At 33.1% G+C, this 25668-nt stretch carries 24 protein-coding genes; 10 read left to right on the plus strand and 14 right to left on the minus strand.

Annotated features, from left to right (window positions below; translation table 11 throughout):
* Positions 1 to 23 precede the first annotated feature (23 nt).
* Positions 24 to 1172: an MFS transporter gene (locus AACZ49_RS08225; protein ID WP_339653304.1), complete on the plus strand. Its 1149-nt coding sequence runs from the start codon at positions 24 to 26 to the stop codon at positions 1170 to 1172.
* 16 nt (positions 1173 to 1188) lie between these two features.
* Here the strand turns inward: AACZ49_RS08225 and AACZ49_RS08230 are convergent, their stop codons facing one another.
* On the minus strand, positions 1189 to 2355 hold the full coding sequence (locus AACZ49_RS08230; RefSeq protein WP_339653305.1) for a hypothetical protein: 1167 nt from the start codon (positions 2353 to 2355) through the stop codon (positions 1189 to 1191).
* A gap of 43 nt (positions 2356 to 2398) precedes the next feature.
* Positions 2399 to 3079 (minus strand): hypothetical protein, encoded by a 681-nt coding sequence (locus AACZ49_RS08235; RefSeq protein ID WP_339653308.1) that lies wholly within the window; start codon positions 3077 to 3079, stop codon positions 2399 to 2401.
* Between the two features lie 78 nt (positions 3080 to 3157).
* On the opposite strand from AACZ49_RS08235, the gene AACZ49_RS08240 reads away from it, so the two are divergent.
* From AACZ49_RS08240 to AACZ49_RS08260, 5 genes are all read left to right on the plus strand, one after another.
* Positions 3158 to 3784: a sigma-70 family RNA polymerase sigma factor gene (locus tag AACZ49_RS08240; RefSeq protein ID WP_339653310.1), complete on the plus strand. Its 627-nt coding sequence runs from the start codon at positions 3158 to 3160 to the stop codon at positions 3782 to 3784.
* A complete protein-coding gene (locus tag AACZ49_RS08245; RefSeq protein ID WP_339653313.1) occupies positions 3784 to 3963 on the plus strand; it encodes a hypothetical protein in 180 nt (59 codons plus the stop codon). Before AACZ49_RS08240 ends, AACZ49_RS08245 begins: the two co-directional genes overlap by 1 nt.
* Positions 3964 to 3983: 20 nt before the next feature.
* Complete coding sequence (locus AACZ49_RS08250; protein ID WP_339653316.1) at positions 3984 to 4817, plus strand: mechanosensitive ion channel domain-containing protein; 834 nt, start codon at positions 3984 to 3986, stop codon at positions 4815 to 4817.
* 118 nt (positions 4818 to 4935) lie between these two features.
* Positions 4936 to 5484: an ATP-dependent Clp protease proteolytic subunit gene (locus AACZ49_RS08255; protein ID WP_339653319.1), complete on the plus strand. Its 549-nt coding sequence runs from the start codon at positions 4936 to 4938 to the stop codon at positions 5482 to 5484.
* 630 nt (positions 5485 to 6114) lie between these two features.
* Entirely contained in the window at positions 6115 to 7458 is a 1344-nt protein-coding gene (locus tag AACZ49_RS08260) for an NAD(P)/FAD-dependent oxidoreductase (RefSeq protein WP_339653322.1), read from the plus strand.
* A gap of 468 nt (positions 7459 to 7926) precedes the next feature.
* Here the strand turns inward: AACZ49_RS08260 and AACZ49_RS08265 are convergent, their stop codons facing one another.
* Positions 7927 to 8706: a C4-type zinc ribbon domain-containing protein gene (locus AACZ49_RS08265; protein WP_339653324.1), complete on the minus strand. Its 780-nt coding sequence runs from the start codon at positions 8704 to 8706 to the stop codon at positions 7927 to 7929.
* Position 8707: 1 nt separating this feature from the next.
* Entirely contained in the window at positions 8708 to 9802 is a 1095-nt protein-coding gene (locus AACZ49_RS08270; RefSeq protein WP_339653504.1) for a Nif3-like dinuclear metal center hexameric protein, read from the minus strand.
* 50 nt (positions 9803 to 9852) lie between these two features.
* On the opposite strand from AACZ49_RS08270, the gene lpxK reads away from it, so the two are divergent.
* Positions 9853 to 10854, plus strand: coding sequence for a tetraacyldisaccharide 4'-kinase (lpxK, locus tag AACZ49_RS08275; protein ID WP_339653326.1), 1002 nt, complete (start codon positions 9853 to 9855; stop codon positions 10852 to 10854).
* On the opposite strand, the gene AACZ49_RS08280 is transcribed toward lpxK, so the two are convergent.
* From AACZ49_RS08280 to AACZ49_RS08320, 9 genes are all read right to left on the minus strand, one after another.
* Complete coding sequence (locus AACZ49_RS08280; protein WP_339653328.1) at positions 10835 to 13054, minus strand: ATP-binding protein; 2220 nt, start codon at positions 13052 to 13054, stop codon at positions 10835 to 10837. The two genes, lpxK and AACZ49_RS08280, sit on opposite strands and share 20 nt — an antisense overlap.
* The gene (gap, locus tag AACZ49_RS08285) at positions 13051 to 14061 is read right to left on the minus strand and encodes a type I glyceraldehyde-3-phosphate dehydrogenase (protein ID WP_339653330.1); all 1011 of its coding nucleotides are present in this window, start codon (positions 14059 to 14061) and stop codon (positions 13051 to 13053) included. Before gap ends, AACZ49_RS08280 begins: the two co-directional genes overlap by 4 nt.
* Before the next feature lie 103 nt (positions 14062 to 14164).
* Entirely contained in the window at positions 14165 to 15040 is an 876-nt protein-coding gene (lipA, locus tag AACZ49_RS08290) for a lipoyl synthase (RefSeq protein WP_339653331.1), read from the minus strand.
* 109 nt (positions 15041 to 15149) lie between these two features.
* Positions 15150 to 15707, minus strand: coding sequence for a sigma-70 family RNA polymerase sigma factor (locus AACZ49_RS08295; protein WP_339653333.1), 558 nt, complete (start codon positions 15705 to 15707; stop codon positions 15150 to 15152).
* A gap of 44 nt (positions 15708 to 15751) precedes the next feature.
* Positions 15752 to 15955 (minus strand): membrane or secreted protein, encoded by a 204-nt coding sequence (locus AACZ49_RS08300; protein WP_339653336.1) that lies wholly within the window; start codon positions 15953 to 15955, stop codon positions 15752 to 15754.
* Between the two features lie 72 nt (positions 15956 to 16027).
* Positions 16028 to 16786: an anti-sigma factor gene (locus AACZ49_RS08305; RefSeq protein ID WP_339653339.1), complete on the minus strand. Its 759-nt coding sequence runs from the start codon at positions 16784 to 16786 to the stop codon at positions 16028 to 16030.
* The gene (locus AACZ49_RS08310; protein ID WP_339653342.1) at positions 16783 to 17346 is read right to left on the minus strand and encodes a sigma-70 family RNA polymerase sigma factor; all 564 of its coding nucleotides are present in this window, start codon (positions 17344 to 17346) and stop codon (positions 16783 to 16785) included. Before AACZ49_RS08310 ends, AACZ49_RS08305 begins: the two co-directional genes overlap by 4 nt.
* Before the next feature lie 205 nt (positions 17347 to 17551).
* Complete coding sequence (murB, locus tag AACZ49_RS08315) at positions 17552 to 18568, minus strand: UDP-N-acetylmuramate dehydrogenase (RefSeq protein ID WP_339653345.1); 1017 nt, start codon at positions 18566 to 18568, stop codon at positions 17552 to 17554.
* Complete coding sequence (locus AACZ49_RS08320) at positions 18568 to 19758, minus strand: pyridoxal phosphate-dependent aminotransferase (RefSeq protein WP_339653347.1); 1191 nt, start codon at positions 19756 to 19758, stop codon at positions 18568 to 18570. The genes murB and AACZ49_RS08320 overlap by 1 nt, the downstream gene beginning before the upstream one ends.
* Positions 19759 to 19905: 147 nt before the next feature.
* Between AACZ49_RS08320 and AACZ49_RS08325 the strand changes: the two genes are divergently transcribed.
* Positions 19906 to 21237, plus strand: a complete 1332-nt coding sequence (locus AACZ49_RS08325) for an aspartyl protease family protein (RefSeq protein ID WP_339653348.1) — start codon at positions 19906 to 19908, stop codon at positions 21235 to 21237.
* A gap of 59 nt (positions 21238 to 21296) precedes the next feature.
* Here AACZ49_RS08325 and AACZ49_RS08330 read toward each other — a convergent pair whose 3' ends face one another.
* Positions 21297 to 21683, minus strand: coding sequence for a DUF1573 domain-containing protein (locus AACZ49_RS08330; protein ID WP_339653350.1), 387 nt, complete (start codon positions 21681 to 21683; stop codon positions 21297 to 21299).
* 196 nt (positions 21684 to 21879) lie between these two features.
* On the opposite strand from AACZ49_RS08330, the gene AACZ49_RS08335 reads away from it, so the two are divergent.
* Both AACZ49_RS08335 and AACZ49_RS08340 read left to right on the plus strand, forming a co-directional pair.
* Positions 21880 to 24510, plus strand: coding sequence for a valine--tRNA ligase (locus AACZ49_RS08335; RefSeq protein WP_339653352.1), 2631 nt, complete (start codon positions 21880 to 21882; stop codon positions 24508 to 24510).
* A 128-nt stretch (positions 24511 to 24638) separates the two neighbouring features.
* Positions 24639 to 25523, plus strand: a complete 885-nt coding sequence (locus tag AACZ49_RS08340) for a dienelactone hydrolase family protein (protein ID WP_339653354.1) — start codon at positions 24639 to 24641, stop codon at positions 25521 to 25523.
* The last annotated feature ends 145 nt before the right edge of the window (positions 25524 to 25668 follow it).

Below are 25668 nucleotides of genomic sequence, written 5' to 3' on the forward strand. Positions count from 1 at the left end.
TTTTAACCAACAACCAACTCTAGATGAAATCGTTAAAATTAATATTAGGTAATGCAAGATACTTCGGACCTTCGTGGGTTTTTGCGAGTATCAATATACTTTTTGGTACTTGGGCAATTTACATACCTACTGTAAAAGACACTTTAGATATTAGTAAGTCTCAATTAGGGATTGCTATTTTCTTTTTGGCATTAGGGGTATTCACTATTTTTCCGTTTGCATCTTCAATAATTAATAGGATAGGAGTTGGTAAATCTACGTTTTATGGAGTTTTGTTGAGCTGTGCAGCTGCTATGTTACCTTTGTTGGCACCAAACTATTATGTTTTAATGGCAGCTCTATTTCTCTTCGGTGCATCGAATGGTATCACCGATATTTCTATGAATACCTTAGTAACAGAAATAGAGAAAAAAGATAAGGTTAAGTTTATGGCTGCTTCCCATGGCTTTTTTAGTTTAGGTGGTGTTTTGGCAGGTATGGGAAGTTTTTTAATTGGTCCTCTTTCGAACCCTGTACTCCATATGTCAATAGCTGTTTTATTGGTTCTGGTAGTTAATTTTATATTTAGGAGGAAGTATATTTCTGAAATAGCCGAAGAAATAGAAAATGAACCGTTTAGTTTTGGGTTACTAAAACCACTTTTATTATTAGGACTAATATCGTTTGTTGCCATGGGTAGTGAAGGGGCAATTGTAGATTGGAGCGGACTTTATTTAAAGGAAATTGCCTTGGCTCCCGAAGCTTTATGGGGATTAGGCTTTTTAGGATTTCAAATTACAATGACCTTAGGGCGATTTTTAGGTGATGGAATTAGTGAAAAAATAGGCTCCATAAAAATTGTAGCTTTAGGAGCTATTTTGGCAATTATAGGGTACGCTTTAGTATTAACTACCGATATTTATTTGAGCATTATAGGTTTTGCTTTAAATGGACTTGGTTTTTCAGTAATGGTGCCCGAAGTTTTTAGAATAGGTGGTAATGTAAAAGGTGTAGAATCCTCTAAGGGAATAGCATTTATAGCTGGTTCTGGATATGCGGGGTTTTTATGTGCCCCACCAATTTTAGGGTTTTTAGCAGAGAATTATAGTCTTACCCGAAGTTTTGTTGTACTTCTTGCCTGTGGTTTTTTAATTTTATTATTTACACTTTTATTAAAAAGGAAAAAGACATAGGTAATTTGAGTCAATTTTAATTCTTGATGTTACTTCTTACTTTAAACTCGTTGTTTGGGTCTTGCACTTTTTCAATAAAATCTAACATTTCTTCTGTTAGCAATAATTGGTTTTGAGCATTCCAATTACTTTGGTCATAAGGGTAATTTATTTTGAAAAGGTCTTTAGATGTGCTAACGTTTTTCTTTACATTAAAATCTCCTTCGTTTTCTGAAGTGGTCAATATGAAAGATACGTCGTAGTAAGAAGTGAAGGAGTTATTTTTGTTTGTTTGCTCAACAATAGCATGATATTTGGAAGATGCTATAAAGTATTTTTGATTTTTATTGGATTTTGTAAGTGATATTTCTTTATCAATAGAAATTGTCCTGTATCTGCTATCTTCATTTTCTGAAAATGGATTGTTTTCAAATTCAAGAACTATTTTAAACTGCTCAATAGCGTTGTTTTTAGTATTGATAATATAATATCCCCTTACTTTCTCATTTGCAATTTCGGGTTTGGTTTGAAAATTCAGATTTATTTTCTCACCATTCTCAAATGTAGATTCGGTCAAATCAAAAGCATCTCCGGTGGCATTTACAGGTATCAAGTTCATGAATAAACCGTAAAATGAATCGAAAATAAAATATATGTCATTTTCATCAAGTACCAAACCTACTTTACGCATATTGGTCAGTTCTACTTTAAAGTCTTTTTTGTCTGGCTCAATTTCTTGAGTATACAGTAGCGTTCTTCTTTCCAGTTTTCCTTGTAGGTCCTGTATTCTGGTAATTTCACCATTATACCTTAAAACTCCTCTTAATAAGAATTTCTCCTTATAAGGATATAAAGGATAATTAGAATCAATGGAATCTTTTACTTTTTGCCACAATGTTTTTTCATTGGTAACGGTGACTTCATTTAATTCTAAAACACTTTTATTAAGATAAATAGTGTCATTGGTTTTATTAAAAGTAGTGACTATTTTATCATAACCGGGGCGGTAAATAATAATAGTGTCGGTTAAGGATGAGAACTGAAAACGACCGTCAGCATTGGTCATTGTGTGGTTGGTACTATTGTAAACGCCAACAAATTCTAATGGAGAATTATCAGAAATATCCACTACAATTCCACTTAATTTATTTTGTGAATAAAGAAGGGTAGAAAATAGGAAAATAATTAAAAACTGAAGTTTCATAGGGTATTTGATGTTAATTGAAAATATCAAACACTATACCGCATTACTTCACTTCAACACCTGTAAAGAAAAGAGAAAAATCTGCATCAGGTCTTTTATGCATCATACTTATTTTTAATCCTTTTAGTTCTTTATAATCTTCCCAACTTGTAACCATGTTAGGTTCTGCTTGATTTTCTTTTCGATATGCCCATTCTTTAATGATGTAATCATCCCCAAAATAATAATCATAAGCATCACCTGGTGTGTAGCCGCCATCATTTGAATATACGGTCGTCAATTTATGCATTTTGGTTTTGCTAATAGGTGCTTCTATATTTTCAGCAAGCTCGTAAGTAAAACCTTTTTGGTCCCAAATTAATTGATAAGGTGCCAATAACCAGAATTTGTCATTTACAAAACCACCATCTGTGCCTACCATAGTACTATCTACAGCCTTTCTGTTATAAGTAATTGTATCTTGCCGTGTCATCATAGTAACATCGTTAGAACCTGTTTCCCATAACCAAGTACGTTCAAAATGCGAAGAATCACGATCTACATTAAAAGTGAATTTTATACTTGAGACATCCTTCCAATTTTCATATCCATTTGCATTCGCAATTTTTTCTAGTACTGTCAATTCCGTATCTTCTACAACTTCAACTTTCGTCTTTTTGTTGTCGGTTTTGCAACTTATCATAATACTAGATACTACTATAGAAAGGATAATTAATTTTTTCATTTTCAGCACATTTTAATTCAAATATATCAATTACAGTATCTTTAACCTACTTTTATTTTTTGCAAACAAAACACTAGAGTGACATTTCTTAAGAAGCTATGTTTTATTATAATTGGAAGCGAGTTCAGTAAGAGTTCTTCTTCTAATCCGATACATGATAAATATACCGATGCTGAATTGATACAACAAATTGTTGCTAACAAGGATGCTTTGTTGTTTGGGGTGCTTTACGATAGATATTCCAAATTAGTCTATAACAAATGTTTAGGCTTTGCAAAATCGAATAAAGAAGCAGAAGACCTTACTCAAGATATTTTTTTGATGCTCTATGTTAAACTAGGTTCTTTTAAAGGGACATCGAAATTCTCTACATGGTTATATTCTTTCACGTATAATTTTTGTGTCAATTATGTGAATAGAAATAAGGAAAGAAAAATTAATGATAATTCAGTAAAATTTGATTCACTAGAAGAAATACTGGTAGAAGTGACCGATAATCTATTGCTGCAAATGCAAGTAGATAAACTTAAAAAAGCTTTAGAGCTAATTACTCCCGAAGATAAAACGCTTTTGCTATTGAAATATCAAGACGGAGCGTCAATAAAAGAATTAGAAGATGTTTTAGAGATTAAATCAAGTGCCATAAAAATGAGGCTTAAGCGCGCAAAGGCTAAAGTTGTGGAAATGTATAAAACCATACCGTAATGACAGAACAGAACAATAATCCATTTAAAAATTTAGAAGGGAATTTAAAAGATGTTCCGCCTGAACTACGTAAGAAAGTTATGAATGATGTAGCCGCAGCTAAATTGATCATGGAATTGAGCAATCTGTTCACCGGAAATTTTGCCTCGATTATTGAAGGCATGATGAAAACGAAATAATTATAATTAAAACTATATTCATGGTAACAGTAGATAAGTGGAAAGACCTAACCTTTGAATCTTTGAGTGTCATATTCAAAGATATTGTGGCTGTTTTGCCAGAAATATTTGGTGCATTTGTTGTTCTAATTTTTGGATGGATTATTATTAAAATAACCACATTCGTTTTAAAACGAATTTTCAAGGCCATTCAATTACATCGTTTTTCAGAAAAAATTAATGATGCAAAGCTTTTTGGTGAGTCCGATATCAAAATAGATTTTCCAAAAGTGATTCTCACTTTTGTTAAGGTATTTCTTTGGTTGGTATTTATAATAGTAGCATCTGACATTATCGGTTTAACTATAATATCTACAGAAATAGCAAACCTATTACGATACCTGCCCATTTTACTATCGGCACTTATTATTTTTATGATAGGCCTGTTTTTGGCCAAAATGATCAAAGAAATGATTTTCAAGGTCTTTGATTCTATAGGCATGGGTGGTGGAAAAATTTTGGGTAACGCCTTATTTTATTTGATTATTATTTTTGTGAGTATCACTGCTTTAAATCAAGCAGGTGTTGATACTCAAATTATTACAAATAATTTCACCATGATACTAGGTGCTTTCTTATTGGCAATTTCATTGGCTTTAGGTTTAGGGGCAAGAGAAGTAGTTGGTGATTTATTAAGAACATTTTATACAAGAAAAATTTACATAATAGGTGATAAGGTTAAAATAGGAAAACTAGAAGGTACAGTAATCGGTATTGATAGTATTTCAATGATTCTTAAAACTAAAAACGGTAAAGTTGTAATACCCATTAAAAAGGTGGTTGAGAAAACCGTTAAGGTTGAAGAACAATTGTAAAGCCTAAATTTCGGTTATATTTATGAATGATATAAAAGGATAGTAATTAGGTTGTCTTATGCCACATTTGTTTATGAATTAATTCATTAATTTTGTTAGAGATAATTAAACTTAAAATATGAGTGCTAAAAAAGGAAAAATTCAGGAAGCCATAGATGAGAAAATGTTGGAGGAAAGAAAGGTATTCCTATGGGGTATGGTTGATGACGATTCTGCAAAACATGTAATTGATAGGTTATTGTATCTAGATATGCAGAATAGCAAAGAAATTCAACTGTATATTAATAGTCCTGGTGGTTATGTAACTTCTGGTTTTGCAATGTATGACACCATAAAATCTTTAAAAAGCCCGGTTTCTACAATCTGTACTGGTTTAGCAGCATCAATGGGTTCTATTTTATTATCAGTAGGTAAAAAAGGTAGAAGATTTATACAGCCACATGCTCAAGTTATGATTCATCAACCAAGTGGAGGTGCAAGAGGTCAAGCATCAAACATTGAGATTCAGGCAAGGGAAATTGTTAAAACTAAAGAACTTAGTGCGCATATATTGGCTGACAACTGTGGGCAAGATTTTGAGAAAGTCTTAAGTGATTTTGATAGAGATTACTGGATGAATGCAGAAGAGTCAATAAAATATGGTATAGTTGACGGAATAATGAAATAGATTTCTGAAAGTATTTTATTTGAAAAGTCCTTTACGGAATTAGTAAAGGACTTTTTTTATGGTCGATTGTTATTTACTCGATAATCGAGATTAAAAACTCAGAGGCATGTCTCGAAATATTAAATTTGTTTTCTATGAATAACTCTTGTGTTTTTCCCAAGTTAGTTTACTTTGATGCTATTATTCCTTTTTTAATCTGAAGTATTGGGAACTCAGTACTTCTATTCAGCTCTAACTCTAGGTGCATACAATCTTTTTTACTTGTGCATTTATTGATAAACTAAAATAACCTTGTTTACTATAATTCTCGGTAATTCTCGAAAATCTAAGATAGAATTGAATTTAGTCAGAATGCTAACAACCTACTTTAGGTTAAATGCTAAAAGATTGCGGTGTTAGTATATTGTTCGGCCATTAATGAATTTTATCCTTTATCGACTAGGCAATTGACTGAACATGTTTTCGTTAAACTTATGTTGTAATAAATTTGCTTGACAAAACATCAATATTTAAAATAATATTGATTGTTAGATTGTTGATTGATTTTTTTAGTTTGAGTGTCAAATAGTGGAAATAGGGCATAATTTGCTATTTTTAACGCTCACTTAATGTTGGCGTAAAGCTTAATGCATGACCCAAAGTAAAAAAAGCATAGCCATCATTGGCTCAGGATTGGTAGGTTCTTTACTTGCTATATATTTGAAAAGGTACGGACATCAAATCACAGTTTTTGATAGAAGACCTGACATTCGTAATATTGAATTTTCAGGAAGATCGATAAACCTTGCAATGAGCAATAGGGGGTGGAATGCCCTAAGAGCTGTTGGTATTGAAGATGAAATAAAGAAAATTGCCATACCGTTAGATAAACGCGCTATGCATGTTGTGGGTAAACCTGAGTATTATCAAAAGTATGGTAAAGATGGGGAGGCAATATGGTCCATTTCTCGTGGTGTACTAAATAAACGAATGATTGATTTAGCTGAGAAAAATGGTGTGGAATTTCGTTTTGAAGAAAAGGTTTGGGATATTGACTTACCAGAGGCTAAAGTTTATACTGGTGATACAGAGAAAGGCGAATGGAAAGAATATCCATTTGATTTAATTTTTGGCTGTGACGGGGCATTTTCAAGGGTTCGTCATAAAATGCAACGCAGAAGTAGATTTGATTATTCACAAGACTTTATAGATGTAGGCTATAAAGAATTGACCATTCCTGCTAATAATGACGGCACTCATAAATTAGATAAGAATTCTTTTCATATTTGGCCAAGAGGTAAATTCATGTTCATAGCCATGCCTAATTTAGATGGTAGTTTTACATGCACCCTGTTCATGCCTTTTGAGGGTGATCTTTCATTTGATAGTATTAAAACGAAAAAAGATGCTATTCAGTTTTTCAATACTTACTTTCCTAATGTAAAGAATGAAATTGAGAACTTAACGGAAGATTTTTTTAAGAATCCAACTAGTGCAATGGTAACTATGAAATGCTACCCTTGGACCTATTGGAATAAAGTGGCTCTTGTTGGTGATTCTGCGCATGCTGTTGTACCTTTTTACGGGCAAGGTATGAATGCCGGTTTTGAAGATATTTTTGTGTTAGACGAGATTATACAGGAATTTGGAGATGATTGGGAAAAGATTTTTAATACTTACCAACAAAGGCGTAAGCCGAATGCAGATGCTATAGCAGAACTTAGTTATCGAAACTTTGTGGAAATGAGTACTAAAACGGCAGACGCTAATTTTTTACTTCAAAAGAAAATAGAAAAATATTTTTCGGCTAATCATCCTGATAAATGGATTCCTGCATACAGTAGGGTTACTTTTTCACTGCGACCTTATGCTGAAGCTTTAGCTGTAGGAGATGCTCAAGAAAACATTATGAAGCAAGTAATGAAAACGCCCGATATAGAGAAAAAATGGAATAGTGCTGAAGTAGAAAAATTGATGTTAGATTTAATTGGTTGATTTCATTTTAGCCCTACACATCGGCATACTATCAATAAGCTTAAAAATTTCTTCCAGTTGCACTGGATAAGGTTGTTTTAACTTTATACCACCATCTTTGCCGATTAACAAAAATCCATTCAAATGCTTGATTGTTTTATTTGTATTTTTAAAGAGTATTTTTTTACCGTCTAGCTTATAGAGGTTATTCTCTTTATATATTAATATAATAAGGTGCCTAGTTCAATTTCTTTTGTACTGTCTTTAATTGTTTGTAAAGCGTTCTTTATGTCATTAGTGTGAGTAGGGCTATCGGAAAGAATCAGAATTCTTTTTTCCATTTAAAGTCTAATAATTGTTGAGCTGTTAAAGTCGAACCGTGGATAAAAAAAAGTAATAAGAATATTTTAATGACTTTCATTGGCATGAATTTAAATAAAAAAAGCCATCTAATTAAAGATGGCTTTTTTACATTTTACTAAAATGCTACTATAATTTAGCAAACATTTTTTGCATTTTTTCACTTTCTTCCTCTGCTAATATAGGGTCAACTAAAATACGACCACTATGCTCATCGGTAATGATTTTTTTTCTTGAAGCAATTTCAACCTGTACTTGAGGTGGAATAGTAAAGAATGAACCACCTGAAGCGCCTCTTTCAATTGGTACAACTGCTAAACCATTCTTAACATTGTTACGAATACGGGCATAAGCCTTAACCAAACGCTCTTCAATTTTATCTTGAAATTTGATTGATTCTTCTAACAATGCTTTTTCTTCTTTCTCGGTTTCAGCAAGAATAGCATTCAATTCACTTTTTTTGTGCTTTAAGTGAGCATCGCGCTCAGCCAAACGTTCTTTCGTTTCGGAAATAACCGCTTTCTTTTGCTCGATTTGAGCTTTGAATTCTTTAATATTCTTATCAGCTAATTGAATTTCCAATTCTTGGAATTCCAATTCTTTACTGATTGAATTGAATTCTCTACTATTACGAACATTTTTTTGTTGCTCGCCGTATTTTTTTATTAGCGTCTTTGCTTCCTCAATAAGGTTTTTCTTAGCACCGATTTCGAAATTTATATTTTCTAAATCAGTTTTAAGTTTGTCCATTCTCGTTTTAAGGCCAAGGACTTCATCTTCCAAATCTTCTACTTCCAAAGGTAGTTCACCTCGAACATTCCTTATTTCATCAACTCTAGAATCAATTAATTGCAAATCATATAATGCTCTTAACTTTGCTTCTACAGAGGAATCTTCTTTTTTTGCCATATTAAAAATAATTGATGGGATTTGTTATACTTTCCGATAAATGGATTGCAAAATTAGGAATTTTTTTCGTAAGATAATCAACTAAAAGGTTTTTTGTAAACTGCTCGGTTTCAAAGTGTCCTATATCTGCCAAAACCATTTGATTTTCAGCTTCATAAAATTGATGATATTTAAGGTCTGCGGTAATAAAAATGTCTGCTCCAGCAGCTTTTGCAGCGCTAATTGCAAATGAACCACTGCCTCCTAAAACAGCAATTTTTTTAATTGACTTCTGTAATAATTTAGAATGCCTAACCACCGAAGTTTTCATTTTTTGCTTTAAATCATTTAAAAATTCAATTTCTGAAATCTCTTTTGTTAATTCTCCAATCATACCCATGCCAATATATGGGTTGGTATTATCTAAGGTTTGAATGTCGTATGCCACTTCTTCGTAAGGGTGAGCAATTATTAAATTTTTAATGATTGTATGCTCATTGTTCTTTCCAAAAATACAAGTTAACATTACCTCAGGCTCTAAATGAGTTTCACCAATTATACCTTTTACTGGGTTGGCTTTATCATTTGCTTTAAATGTTCCTTTGCCTTCAGTTGAAAAACTACAGTTCGAGTAATTTCCTATTTCACCGGCACCAGCATTGAAAAGGGCTTCTTTTACTTCTTCAACATTTGCTAAAGGTACATAGGTGGTCAGTTTCTTTAGGGTACCCTTTTGAGGTATAAGTATTTTGGTGTTAGTGATACCCAATACCTCACAAATTTTACCGTTGACGCCTTGCGCTACATTATCGAGCGCTGTATGCATAGAATAAATGGCAATGTTATTTTGAATAGCCTTTATAACTACACGTTCTACATAATTCTTGCCCGTTATTTTCTTTAGTCCACCAAAAATAATAGGATGGAAGCTGACGATTAAGTTGCATTTTTTAGCAATTGCTTCATCAACAACATTTTCAAGGGTATCTAAGGTGACTAAAACTCCAGTTAATTTGGCAGATGAATCCCCTACGAGTAGTCCTACATTATCAAAATCTTCTGCATAGCCTAATGGAGCAAAGTCCTCTAATATTTGCGTTATCGTGTTTATAGTCATTTTATTGAAAAATAATGTATTCAAAGATAAATTATTATAATTTCGTACTGATGCAGGTATTACGAAAACTTCTTTTCCCTATTTCTTTAGTATACGGTTTAATAGTGTTTTTGAGAAACCGATGTTATGATTTAGGAATTTTTTCTTCAAAATCATTCAACACAAAAACAATATGTGTGGGTAATTTAAGTGTTGGTGGAACCGGTAAAACTCCCATGATAGAATTATTGATAAAGTCGCTTCACCAAGATTACCAATTGGCGATTTTGAGTAGGGGATATAAAAGAAAATCTAATGGTTTTTTGCTTTCCAACAACAAAACTAGTGTTGAAGATTTAGGGGATGAACCGTATCAATTGAAATCTAAATTCCCAAAAGTAGCCGTAGCTGTAGATGCTAATAGAAGAAATGGTATCGCGCAATTAGAACTGAGAGTTAATCTGGATGTTATTTTATTGGATGACGCTTTTCAACATCGAAAAGTAATGCCAGGTTACTCAATCCTATTAACGGACTACCATAATATATATGTGAATGATTGGTACATACCGACCGGCGATTTAAGAGATTCTAAAAAGGAGGCAAGAAGAGCAAATACGATTGTCGTTACCAAATGCCCTAAAGATTTATCAATTTCCGAAAAAAAAGAAATAATAGATAAAATTAATCCTAAGAAACATCAAAAAGTACTCTTTAGCTTCTTATCCTATAATAAAGATTTAAAAGGGGCCAATGTAAACCTTGATGAGCTTAAAAATAAAAAAGTAACCTTAGTAACCGGTATTGCAAATCCGGTTCCATTAGAAAATTTTTTATTGGAAGAAGGTATTGCATTTGATCATATGAAATTTAATGATCATCATTTTTTTACCGAACAAGAAATTACTGTATTTAAGGGGAAAGAATGTATTCTTACCACTGAAAAGGACTATGTGCGGTTGAAATCAAGACTCTCCAATTTACATTATATAGAAGTTTCTCACCAGTTTATAAAACAAGACAAGGAAATTTTGGATGAAGAATTAAGACAATTTATGACAACGGGTTCTTAGGTTTTTTATCAAAAATATTCTCCCCTATTTTTTGATAAAACACATCTGGGTTAAAAGGTTTGGTAACTACATCATTACAGCCTGCCGCATAAAAACTCTCTAAACTATCGTCTAATGAAATTGCAGTTAATGCGATAATAGGTGTGTCTTGGTTAAATTTTCTAATTTCAATAGTAGCTTCTTCGCCACTAATGCCTGGCATATGAATATCCATAAGAATGGCATCGTAAACATTTTCTTGAGCTAAAGTAATGGCTTCATGACCATTATTGGCAATGTCACTGGTCATTTCCTTTTTAGATAGCATTTTTTTAGTAATAACTTGATTGATTTTATTATCCTCAACAATTAATAGATGAAGATTTTTAAAATCGTAATCGCGAGGAGTAATTTCAAATGAAAAATCTTCTGGAATATCATCAAGACTTTTCATTTTAATTTCAAAGAAGAAAGAACTTCCTTCGCCTAGTGAACTTTCAAGTTCTATTTTACTTTTGAACAATCCTAAAAGACTTTTGACAATAGTTAGTCCTAAACCAGTTCCTCCATATTCGCGGTTTATTTGAATGGAACCTTGTTCAAATCCTTCAAAAATATTTTTCTGCTTTTCTTTTGAAATACCAATTCCATTATCGCTTACTTCAAAATAAATGGTTACATCGTCATCAACTTTATTGAGTAGTTTGGCAATAATTTTTACTTCACCATCTTTAGTGAACTTGATGGAATTGCCAATCAGGTTCATGAAAATTTGAGAAAGTTTTAATGGGTCACTTAATAAATGGCCAGGTATTTCCGAATCATACTCCAAAATCAGTTTGGTGTTGTTTGCTTTGGCACTTTGAGTCAATGAATTAATAACCTCATTTATAACCTTATTAAGGTTAAACTCCATATTAAGAGGTTCTAATTTATTGGCATCAATTTTATTGATATGAAGTATATCATTAATGAAGTTTAATAAATAATCGCCAGAGAATTTTAATGCTTTTAAATGCTCTTTTTGATGTTCTTGTGGCTCCTCTTCTAAAAGAAGATGGGTTAGGCCTGTAACGGCATATAAAGGAGTTCTAAGCTCATGGCTAACAGTGGAAAGAAAGTTTGACTTTGCTTCCATAGCTTGTACTGCGCTATCTCTTGCTATTTGTAATTCTTTATTCTTGGTTTGTAGTAAATCGTTCGTTTTAAATTTGATTTGATTGTTACGATATAACGTAACTGCTAGAAGTGAGATAATAATTAAAAAAGCCGAGGCTAAAATTGCTGTAAGTTCAGATCTATTTTGCGATTCTGTTAGTTCCTCAATTTTCTTATCTTGCCTTGCTATTTCTTCTGTCTTGTAATCATCTTTTATTTTATCGGCAGTTTTAGCTTCAATTTTATTTTTTTCTATGTTAAAAATAGAGTCTTTTAGCTGAATTAAGTTTTGACTATTGACTAAAGATTTTTGATACAAACCTAATCTCTCATAAACATTGCTTAACAACGCGTTAGCTGTTTTTATGTCTTCTAAAAAGCCATTGGTTTGTGCTGTGACTAATGCATTTTCTCCATTTTTAGCTGACTCAGCTAAATTGTCAGTTCTTAAATTTAATTCCGCAAGTGTTAAATATGCTTGAGCAGTGAGATATTCTTTTTCATGAACATCTGTATTTACAATTAGGGAGTTGAGATTTTTTGTAGCACTATCATATTTTTCTAAACTTATATAAACTCTAGCCTCTGTTAACAATAGATTGTTATAGAAATTTCTATCATTATTGAGTTGTTTTGCTTCGTTCAGCATAAACAAGGACTGAAAATTTCGATTACTTCGATGCAAGAGAATTGCTTCGATATATTTGTGCATTGCATCTCCATAAGGGTATGCGATGTCTTTTAATGAAACACTGGCGCGATCCCAATAGAATTCTGTAGCTCCCTCTTTGTCAATTTTTAGGTAAAGCAAAGCCAGCTCATGAAGACTATCGATCAATGCTTTAATATCATCTTTTTTTTCAGCCTCATTTGCGGCTGTACTCAAAGTTTCAAGTGCTAAATCTATTTTATCTTGATTCTTGAATTTTCTCGCTTGGTTGAAATAAGATTGAATGTCATTAGAGCTAACAGAATCTTGTGAAAATACACGTGTGGTAGTCGCCAAAATAAAAATGGAGACTAAAAAAAAATTAATTGCTCTATTTATGAATAATAGCTTCAAATATAATTTTTACTGTTCATGTAATTAATCAAATCAATGATTCTGCTGCTATATCCGGTTTCGTTATCATACCAACCAATAATCTTCACCATTTTTCCTATTACAGAGGTCATTAAAGAATCAAACGTACAAGAGTAACAACTATTGTTTATATCTATAGAAACTATTGGGTCATCGGTGAAGCACAATATATTTTTAAACTGATTTTTCGACGCTTTTTCAAATGTATCGTTTATTTCCTCAATAGTTGTAGTCCTTTTCACATTTAAAGTGATATCGGTTAAAGATCCATTAGGTACTGGAACCCTAATGCCACAACCACCGATAGAATCTGCTAGTTCAGGAAATATTCTTGTCAAGGCTTTCGCGGCACCAGTTGTAGTTGGTACAATAGATTGAGCTGCTGCTCGAGCCCTTCTTAAATCTCGATGGGGTTGGTCATGCAGGCTTTGATCGGTTGTATAGGAGTGTATAGTTGTGATGTAGGCTTGTTCAATACCACAAAGGTCATTTATTACCTTAATCATAGGTGCGGCATTATTCGTAGTGCAAGATGCGTTTGATACAATATCGTCATTGGTGTTTAAAGTATTTTCATTGATGCCGAAGACAATCATTTTTATGTCATCTTCCATAGGCGGCACTGATAGAATTACCTTTCTTGCACCATTTGCGATATGAAAAGATAACGTTTCTCGGTCTTTAAACTTCCCCGTGCATTCGACAACCAAGTCAACATTGGTAGAAGACCAGTTTATTTTAGAAGGATGGGTTTCGTTAGAAAGTAGGACTTTCTTGCCATTAACGATAATATGTTTTTCGTCATGCCCTATTATATGGGGAGATGTGCCATGTATACTGTCATATTTTAATAAATGTGAAAGTGTTCTTGTATCTGCTAAATCATTAATGGCAACTACATTTAAATGTTCTTGTTGCTGCAAAAGGCGGAATAGGGTTCTTCCTATTCTTCCAAAACCATTAATGCCAATATTTATTTTTTGCATTGGTTAACGTTGGTGGTGAATATATATAGAACGATTATAAAAGTAAACGAATACTACAAGTAAGAATTATAAAAAAAACAATTCTTGTTGACAGTAGTACAAATTAAAGAATGTGTTTATGGGCTTTATAAGATGATCTTACCAATGCACCGCTTTCCACATGTCTGAAGCCCATGTCTAGGCCAATGTCCTCATATTTTTTAAATTGCTCTGGAGTTATAAATTCCTTTACTGGTAGATGCTTTTTAGAAGGCTGAAGGTACTGGCCTATGGTAACTACATCAACATTTACATTTCTTAAATCTGCCAACGTAGAAATTACCTCGTCTTCATGTTCGCCAAGACCTAACATGATTCCAGATTTAGTTCTGTTAATACCTTGCTTTTTTAAATAATTAAGGGCCTCAAGACTACGTTCGTATTTTGCTTGTATACGTACTTCTCTAGTTAATCTTTTAACTGTTTCCATGTTATGGGAAACCACTTCTGGGGCAACATCTATTATTCTATCCAAATGTTTTTCGATTCCTTGAAAATCTGGAATTAAAGTTTCTAAAGTAGTGGTTGGGTTCATTCTACGAATGGCCTTTACGGTTTCTGCCCAAATAATGGAGCCCATGTCCTTTAGATCATCTCTATCTACAGAAGTAACAACAGCATGTTTAATACCCATTATTTTGATAGAACGTGCCACTTTTTCTGGTTCTGCCCAATCAACATTTTCTGGTCTACCGGTTTTTACTCCACAAAAACCACATGACCTTGTACAAACATTACCTAATATCATAAAAGTTGCGGTTCCTTCTCCCCAGCATTCTCCCATATTTGGGCAACTACCGCTAGTACAAATTGTATGAAGGTCATACTTGTCAACTAAGCCTCTTAGTTGTGTGTATTTTTTACCTGTGGGTAATTTAACCCTAAGCCATTTCGGTTTTCCTTTAGGTGGAACAACATTTTCATTTAGGACTGTAGACATGCTAATATTTTAATACAAATATACAAACTTAAAAAGTGTAGATAAAGTAGAATTACCTATGAAACGATTGGCTTTTGTAATATGAAAAAGAAGATGGTTAATTTGAAGTTTATTTCCTTGCTTTAATGATTTCGGAAAGTAGTTTTTTAGCCCTAAGTAGTTTCACTTTGATGCTGTTTATAGGTTCGTTTAAATTAGCTGCGATATCTGCATAGCTTAATTCATTGAAATACCTAAGATTTATTACAGTTTGATAGTGAGGTTTTAGTTTTTTAATGTCTCTTAATAAATCGGCTAAATTTTGTTCTTGAATCAACTGATCTTCCATAGAAGGTGTTGCATCCAATGCACTGGTTATTTCGTCGGCACTGCTTCGAGAGTCTAATAAGCTTTTTTTGCGCTTACGAACCAAGTCTATGTGTATGTTCTTAGAAATGGCTATTAGCCACGTTTTAAAAACATAGCTGTCATTGTAAGTATGTATTTTATCAAAAGCTTTAGAGAATGTTTGTATAGTAATATCCTCTGAGTCATTTTCGTTTTCTGTACGTTTTAATTGAAAACCATAAACATCATTCCAAAACATATCCAATAATCGACTGAAAGCAATTTGGTTGCCTTCTTTCGCTTTTCGTATTGTTTCTTCTAAATTGTCTACGTTGTTCAAAAAATGATTTTGGGTTAGGTAAGTTTTATAAGAATTACTTTACCTTATTCAGAAATAGTATCTTTTATGCAATCTTGCTCGGCTGGTAATTTACCGCACATACCACATGCTTGTCCGTCTTGGTTTAAAAATGGACTCTGACTTGCACATGTTCCAGAAAATTCTCCGTCTTTTTTAGACCAGATTTTAATTGCTATGCCAGCAAATGCCAATGCTAATAAACCAATGGTTAAAAATAATAGTTTCATAAGCTAATTTTAGACAAAGATAAAAATAAAGCCCCAAAATAGGGGCTTTGAGAATACTTTATATTTGAAATATTAGTATGCTATATTGGCTACTATATTTTCTACACTTGGTAGGTGGTTGCCACCTTTCTGCTCAATGGTAATATAACCAACAGCATTTTCGGCATAAGGTAGTGCCATTAATTTATGTTGATCACCTGCTTCTTCAATAATACCTAGATTAATCATTTTACCGTTAACCTCAGCCCACATTTGAAAACATTGACTTTCTGGAATGTGAGGTAATTTGCTCACATTAATAAAAGATAATTTCTTTACAGGATTTATATAAGCAACAGCTTTTAGGTCCTTTGCTTTTTGATTTCCTTTTACATTATACTTTTTTGTCTGTGGATTGTTAAGTACGATAAATTGATTTCGTACATCTTCCAACTGTTCTTTCATGTTTTCTTCAAGCAACTTTATTTTATTGCTTACCACACTGTTCTCTTCTAGTAAGCTCTGATTTTGATTCCAGAAGAAAGTTGATATTCCAGCAAACATAATTGCGGTAATACTTGCCGCGATAGCATACCTGAAGAATTTTTTTCTACCACTTCGCTCAGCTTTTATTCTTGAATTAATCTTATCCTTTAGTCCTTGTGGCGCTTCGATAGCATGTAATTTTGCGAAAATTGCAAGGTTGTCTTGTAATTCGTTGTAAGTATCGTGAACTTCGGGATACATAGCAATATATCGCTCAACTTGCATAGCTTCTAAGTCTGTAGTAGCTCCTAAAAGATATTTTTCTAATAAATCAGAATCTAGAAAAATTTTTATTTTGTCTTTCATAATACAATATTTAACATAATAGCTATAAAAGCAGGACCATATATTTTACCTAATTCGCGCAAACCTATTTTTAATCTAGACTTAATGGTTCCCAAAGGAATATCCAACTCATCACTTGCTTCTTGTTGGGTCATACCTTGAAAGAAAAGAGCTTCTAGAACAATCTGGTATTTATTCTCAATTTTGCTAAGGTGCTCTTTAACATCCATTAACTCTGGTCTTGTACTTTCTACGCCTAATGTATATACGTTAGAAATATCTATTTGGATTTCCTTATCAGATTTTGTGTTGACACTTCTTAATTTGTCTATTGCTGTATTTCGAGTTATTCTAAAAAGCCATGTAAATAGTTTTGCCTTTTTAGGGTCATATGAGTCAGCTTTTTTCCAAATTTTTACAAAAGATTCTTGAACTACATCTTGAGCCAATTCTGGATCGCGTACAATTTTATTGGCGACCCCTAATAAAGTGTTGGCATAATTGTCATACAGAAGTGAAATCGCTTTTTCGTTTCGCTCCTGTAATAATTCCACAATATGATTTTCTAATAGAGTGCTCATAATTTAAAAAGATGTACATATTTTTTTAAATGGACATCCAATTACTAAGATTGAACCGTATATGCTTAAACGCTAAATTATAAAATTGATTGTTAATGATGCGTTATCTAAAAATATATATTGAATAAGTGGTCGGCTGGTAACTGCCCACTTTGTTTTGGTTGGTTTGGTTTGGTAATAACCCTTGTAATTTATTTTACAGGGGTTATTTTATTAAATTAACCTCGGGACTAATGGTAATATTAAATTTATTTTGGACTTCTTCGATGATTTTTGAAGCAAGTGCTAAAATTTCCTTTCCGGTAGCCTTGTTATAATTTACTAGTACTAATGCCTGTTTTTCGTGTACACCGGCATCACCAAATCTTTTCCCTTTAAATCCACATTTTTCAATTAACCAACCAGCAGGAATTTTGTAAATTAAATCAGTTATTTTATAAAAAGGGGCTTCAGGATACTTGCTGATAAACTCATTGAATATTTCTTTTGAGACCATAGGATTTTTAAAAAAACTACCACTATTTCCTAATACTTTTGGGTCGGGCAGTTTACTTTGTCTTATGGCAATTACCGCGTTGGAAATATCTTTTATGGTAGGGTTTTTAATTGCGTCGCGTTCTAATTGCTCTTCGATGGCACCATAACCAGAATTAATTATATGGTTATTTTTTGTTAATGAAAAAGTAACCGAGGTAATTACATATTTATCTTTGCCTTCATTTTTAAAGTAAGAATCTCTATAGCCAAATTTACATTCCTCTTTAGTAAGTGTAATTAGTTGTAAATCTTCAATTCGAATTGCTTCGCAGCTAACAAAGCAATCTTTTAATTCCACACCATAAGCGCCTATGTTCTGTATGGGTGCAGTGCCAGTATTGCCTGGTATAAGAGACATGTTTTCTAAACCTCCATAGTTGTTTTCAATTGTCCAAAGTACCATTTCGTGCCATTTCTCACCAGCCATTATCTTTACTAGTGCCCTATCAGATGATTCGGATACAATACTTTTACCTTTTAAATTTATATGAATAAAAAGTGCATCTATGTTATCGGTGAGAAGTATATTACTACCGCCGCCGATTACTATTTTACGTGGATAATCATTATTACCAATAATGCTTATTAATTCTTCTAATGAATTAATTTCCACAAAATATTTTGCGGTAGTATCAATACCAAACGTATTGTGATTTTTTAAAGAAAAGTTTTCATGTATAATCATTAACCTTTGTAGCTTTTAAGGGCCTCTCCAATTATTTTTACTGCTCTTTTCAAGCTGTCTTGGTCAAGTACATAAGCAATTCTAATTTGGTTTTTGCCGAGGCCTTCTGTTGCATAAAACCCTGCTGCCGGCGCCACCATAACCGTTTCGTTGTCAACTCTAAATTCTTCTAATAACCATTGAGCAAAATGATCTGCATCCTTAATAGGTAACTCTGCAATACAATAGAATGCACCTTGTGGTCTGGCTATTTTAATGCCTTCAATCTTTTCTAATTCTGAGATTAATATATTTCTTCTTGCAACATATTCTGTTTTCACTTCTTCAAAATAGCTGTCTGGGGTATCTAAAGCAGCTTCGCTTGCTATTTGAGCATAGGTAGGTGGCGAAAGTCTAGCTTGTGCAAACTTTAAAGCGGTGGCTATAAATTCTTTGTTTTTAGAAACTAGATAGCCAATTCTAGCTCCGCACATACTGTATCTTTTAGAAACGGAATCGATAATAATTGCATGGTCATCTAATCCATCTTCCTTTAATATAGAAGTATGTACTTTATCATCGTAAGTGAATTCTCTATAAACCTCGTCAGCAATAAGAAAGATATTATGCTTTTTAACTAAGGCTGCTAATTTTTGAATTTCTTCTTTACTATAAAGATAACCCGTAGGGTTACCAGGGTTGCATATTAAGATAGCTTTAGTTCTCGCAGTAATTAATTTCTCAAATTCCTCAATAGGGGGAAGGGCAAAGTTGTCTTCAAGCTTTGAAACTACCGGAACAACTTTAACTCCGCATGCTGTGGCGAAACCATTATAATTGGCATAAAAAGGTTCAGGAATAATAATTTCATCCTCTGTATCGGCAACAGTATTCATTGCAAAAGCCAAAGCTTCGGATCCACCAGTAGTTACAATAATATCAGAAGCACTTACCGGAATATTATTTTTTACGTAGTATTGAGCGATTTTGGTTCTAAATTCTTCAGAACCTTCTGTGCGGCTATATTCTAAAACGTTTATAGCGTTGTTTCTAACTGCATCTAAAGCTTTTTGTGGTGTTTTAATGTCTGGTTGGCCTATGTTAAGATGAATCACCTTAACCCCTTTCTTTTTTGCGTTTTCTGCAAATGGAACTAATTTACGTATAGGTGATTCGGGCATAGATAGCCCTTTATTTGAAACAGATGGCATAATCAATTTATTTTACACAAAAGTGATAAATGATTATGGTTCATACAATATTATTAGGTTTTATTTGATTTTAATACATGGTGTTAAAATTATTTTTTGTAATCGTTAAATGTGTAACTTTAAGAATATAACTAATTCATAACTATCATGTTACGTAAGTTAAAAGTCCTTATAGTTATTTTAACAATATGTTTTTCCTTTTCGGGAATAGCACAATCGTATCAATTGCCTTCTGGTAAGAAATTTCATAAAGTGAAGTTTGAGCTCATCAATAATTTAATGATTATACCAGTTGAGGTGAACGGTACTGAGCTGTCGTTTGTACTGGATTCTGGTGTTGGCACACCAATTCTATTCAATTTAGCGGATCAAGATTCTATTCAACTTAATAGTGTAACCGAAATAACGATAAATGGACTAGGAGAAGGTGACCCTATAAATGCACTAAAATCTTCAGGTAATTTTGTAAAGCTTGGCAGTGTTAAGAATGTATCGCAAGATATTTATGTGGTAATGGATTCAGGTATTAATTTTTCTCCAGACTTGGGCGTACCTGTACACGGTATAATTGGCTATGAGCTATTTCGTGATTTTGTTGTTGATATTAATTATACGAACAAGACGATTAAATTTTATAATCCTGATACCTATAAACATAGGATATCTAAAAAGTCTCGCGTATTAGATATGTCAGTTATACGAAAAAAGGCGTATTTGAATGCCAGTGTTTTGGTAAAGGGTACAGAAGAAGTTCCTGTTAGATTGTTGATGGATACGGGTAGTAGTGATGCCTTGTGGTTATTTGAGGATGATCGTTTGCAAATACCACTAAAATACTATGAAGATTTTTTGGGTAAAGGGCTCGCAGGTGATATATATGGAAAACGAACTAAAATTCATCATTTGAAAATTTCAGACTTTATTTTGAAGGATGCGAAGGCAGCTTTTCCTGATATGGAAACTTTTAATTCGATAATGGATTTTGGGGGTAGAAATGGAAGTTTAGGTGGCGAAGTTTTGAAACGATTTAATTTAGTTTTTGATTATGCAAACCGGAAAGTGGTATTGAAGAAGAATTCTAATTTCAATAAAATGTTTCAATACAACATTAGTGGAATAAACTTGCAGCATGCTGGCATTCGCTATGTATCTGAAAGAATTGCGGATCGTAATGGAATAGTGTATAGCGACCATAAAACATATGGTGATATACAAATGGTACTTCAAGTGGCAACAAGACTTAGTGTGGTGCCAGAAATAATCGTTTCAGGGATACGCCAAGGTAGTCCAGCACATTCAGCTGGTTTGAAGGAAGGTGATGTTATTTTAGCCGTTAATGGACAACCCATCCATCGTTATAAGATGCAAGAAATCATGACTATGCTAAATGATAATAAAGACAAAAAAGTTAAAGTTTTGGTAGAGCGATTTAATAGTGATTTGTTATTCAGTTTTGTTTTAAAACCACTATTTGAGTAAAAATAAGGCATAAAAAAGCCCAACTTTTAAGTTGGGCTTTCAAATGTTGTAAATAAATTTTATTTGGAACCATTAGCTAAAACTTCTCCTTTGATTTTTAAAACCTTAGTAGGAGTATCTGCATTAGATATTACTGTAATCGCCTTACGAATAGGACCAACTCTATTAGTGTCATACTTAACTTGAATTTCACCTGTTTTTCCTGGTAAAATTGGATCTTCTGGTTTTTTAGGAATTGTACAACCACAACTAGAACTAACTTTACTTATGATAAGTGGAGCTGTTCCAGTATTAGTGAATTCAAAAACCCTTATTCCATCTGAACCTTTGGCAATTTCGCCATAATCAACTGTCTCTGATTTAAATTCTATTTTAGCTGCAGAATCTTGCGCTGTTAAGCTAAAACCAAGCAAACCAATAAATAATACAAGTACTATTTTTTTCATCATTTTTAATTTTGGGTGGACTTCAAAATTAAATCTTTTCAGATCAACCTCAAAATCCTTTTGTTATACTCTAACGTTACTTATTTTTGTTTCGTATTTATCTTTGGGTAAAAATGGCTGAAATGACCGTTAGATTGTCAATTCGGCTATAATTTTTATGAACCTATTTTATTATTATTCAAAAACTGTTCCAAATATGGAAATTCCTTCAAAATATAATCCGCAATCCACAGAAAGTCATTGGTATGAGTACTGGATGAAAAACGGATATTTTCATTCCGTGCCAGATGAAAGAGAGTCATATAGTATTGTAATACCACCGCCAAACGTAACCGGAATATTACATATGGGCCATATGTTAAACAATACAATACAAGATGTGTTGATTAGAAGAGCACGACTTTTGGGCAAAAATGCCTGTTGGGTACCCGGTACCGATCATGCTTCAATAGCTACAGAAGCTAAAGTTGTGGCAAAGCTTAAAGAGCAAGGAATTAATAAAAATGATCTTACCCGTGACGAATTTTTAGAACATGCCTGGGATTGGACACACCAGTACGGAGGTATTATTCTAGAGCAGTTGAAGAAATTGGGTTGTTCTTGTGATTGGGACCGTACGGCGTTTACAATGGATCAGGAACGCTATGATAGTGTTATCAAAGTCTTTATTGATCTATATAATAAAGGATTAATTTACCGTGGGTTTAGAATGGTGAATTGGGATCCAGAAGCAATGACCACATTATCCGATGAAGAAGTTGTTTATGAGGAAAGACAGGGCCTTTTATACTATTTGGCATATGAGATAGAAGGTTCTAATGAAAAGGTAACCATTGCAACAACAAGACCCGAAACAATTTTGGGTGACACAGCTATTTGTATTAACCCAAATGATGAACGTTTTACACATCTAAAAGGTAAAAAGGTTATTGTACCTATTTGTAATAGGGTAGTTCCAATTATTGAAGATGATTATGTAGATATGGAATTTGGTACAGGTTGTTTAAAGGTGACACCTGCACATGACATAAATGACAAAGCGTTGGGTGAGAAACATAATTTGGATACCATAGATATCTTTAATGATGATGCAAGCTTAAATAGTTTTGGAATGCATTATGAAGGTAAAGACCGTTTTGTAGTTAGAAAAGAAATATCAAAAGAGTTGGAGGAAAAGGGTTTCTTGGTAAAAACAGAGACCCATATAAATAAAGTTGGAACTTCTGAACGAACCAAGGCAGTAATAGAGCCTAAATTGTCTGACCAATGGTTTCTGAAAATGGAAGATTTGGCCAAGCCTGCTTTAGAGGCTGTAATGGAAAGTGGTGATGTAAAATTGTATCCAAAGAAATTTGAAAATACGTACCGCCATTGGATGGAGAATGTTCGCGATTGGAATATTTCTAGACAATTATGGTGGGGACAGCAAATACCTGCATTTTATTTTGGTGATGGGCAAGATGATTTTGTTGTAGCTGCGAATATTGAAGATGCATTGGAATTAGCAAGAATAAAAGCTAAAAATAAAAATTTACAAAAAGTTGACCTGAGGCAAGATGCCGATGTATTGGATACTTGGTTTTCTTCATGGCTATGGCCTATAAGTGTTTTCGGTGGAATTTTAGATCCAGATAATGAAGAAATAAACTATTACTATCCAACAAATGATTTAGTTACTGGTCCGGATATTTTATTTTTCTGGGTTGCTAGAATGATTGTTGCTGGGTATGAATTTAGAGGTGAACGACCTTTTGAAAATGTTTATTTCACTGGCCTTGTAAGGGACAAGCAACGAAGAAAGATGTCGAAATCTCTTGGAAATTCACCAGATGCCCTAAAACTTATAGAAGATTATGGAGCAGACGGTGTTCGAGTAGGTTTATTGTTAAGCTCTGCTGCAGGTAATGATTTAATGTTCGATGAAGACCTATGTCAACAGGGCAAGAATTTCGCTAATAAAATATGGAATGGATTTAGATTATTAAAAGGATGGGAAGTAGCAGATATTCCTCAACCAGAAGCATCTAAATTAGGATTGGAATGGTACGAGTCCAAATTGAACAAGACCTTATTCGAAATTGAAGATCATTTTAGCAAATTCCGGATATCCGATGCTTTAATGGCGATTTATAAATTGGTTTGGGATGATTATAGTTCATGGCTTCTTGAAATTATTAAACCGGCCTACCAACAGCCAATTGATAAAACATCATTTGATAAGGTAATTTATTTGTTTGAACAAAATTTGAAATTGTTACATCCTTTTATGCCTTTCTTAACAGAAGAGGTATGGCAACATATATCTGAGAGAAACACTAGCGAGGCATTGGTTATTGCTAAATGGCCAATAGTAGGGAAAATAGATGAGAACTTAATAGCGCAGTTCGATGTTGCTGCTGAAGTTATTGCAGGAGTAAGAACAATTAGAAAGAACAAGAATATTCCAATGAAGGAGGCTTTAAAGCTTTCAGTATTAAATCCTGAGGGAGTAAGTAAAGATTGGGACGTTATAATATCCAAGCTTACAAATGTATCTGAAATATCCTATTTGAAAGCACAATTAGAAGGGGCATTGACATTTAGGGTAAAGAGTAATGAATACTTTGTGCCTATGGATGGTGCTATTGATATTGAAGCTGAAATTTTAAAAATTAAGGAAGAACTTAAGTATACGAAAGGTTTTTTAATGTCGGTACAGAAAAAACTTTCAAACGAGCGTTTTGTAAATAATGCCCCAGAGAAAGTTATTGGTATAGAGCGTCAAAAATTGGCAGACGCAGAAGCTAAGATAGAAACCTTGGAAAAGAGTTTGGCTAGTTTAGAATAATGTTTGTAATTTATAATTTTAAAAGCCTCATTACCTATTTAATTGGGAATGAGGCTTTTTCATGATTGAATGAGTGCTTAAAATTCGGTAGTTTTTGTATCTTTAAGTTAGAACAAAACTATTATAATATGAAGTCATTAAATAAAGAAGATATTAAACAGGAAGTATTTGACCTCTATGATGCATATGCACATAATAGAATTCAAAGACGAGATTTTATGCAGAAGCTATCCGTTTATGCAGTAGGGGGCATTACAGTTGCATCTCTTATGAGTTTCTTGATGCCTAACTATCAAGATACCTTTTTGGTCGACAAAAATAATCCGGATTTAGATTCAAGATTTATTAATTATAATTCGCCTAAAGGGGGTGGTGAAATAAAGGCATTATTATCCAAACCAAAATCGGCAAAGGTAAAGTTGCCGGGAATTGTTGTAGTACATGAGAATAGGGGTCTCAATCCGTATATAGAAGATACTGCTAGAAGGGCTGCCTTAGAAGGTTTTATAACTATTGCTCCCGATGCTTTGAGTCCGTTAGGCGGTTATCCGGGTAATGATGATGAGGGACGGAAAATGCAGAGTACTCGAGATAGAGACAAAATGTTAGAAGATTTTATTGCTGCCTTTGAATATTTAAAAGCTAATAAGGATTGTAATGGTAAAATTGGGGTAGTAGGTTTTTGTTTTGGTGGATGGATTTCTAACATGATGGCGGTTAAAGTTCCGGATTTATCAGCGGCTGTTCCATTTTATGGAGGTCAGCCTACAGAAGATATAATAAATATAAATGCACCTTTAATGTTACAGTATGCAGGTTTGGACGAACGTGTAAACGCTGGTTGGCCAGCATATGAAAATGCACTCAAAGAAAATGATAAAGAGTATCAAGTATTTTTTTATCCAGAGGTGAATCATGGTTTTCATAATACTTCTACACCTAGATATGACAAAGAAGCAGCTGAGTTGGCTTGGTCTCGGACAATAGATTTTTTCAAAGAGAAATTAGTGTAAAATACTGATAATGAGTTTATTTTGAAGTTTGTATTATTCGCTTACTACAGATTTTGAGTTATTATTACTTTGAATTGAGTTAAACGTAGTAAAATGATACTATTAATTTTATATAAACAATCTAAAAATACATTATGAGAAGTCT

It is taken from the genome of uncultured Maribacter sp. (assembly GCF_963975365.1).
In the GTDB taxonomy this organism is placed as follows: Bacteria; Bacteroidota; Bacteroidia; order Flavobacteriales; family Flavobacteriaceae; genus Maribacter.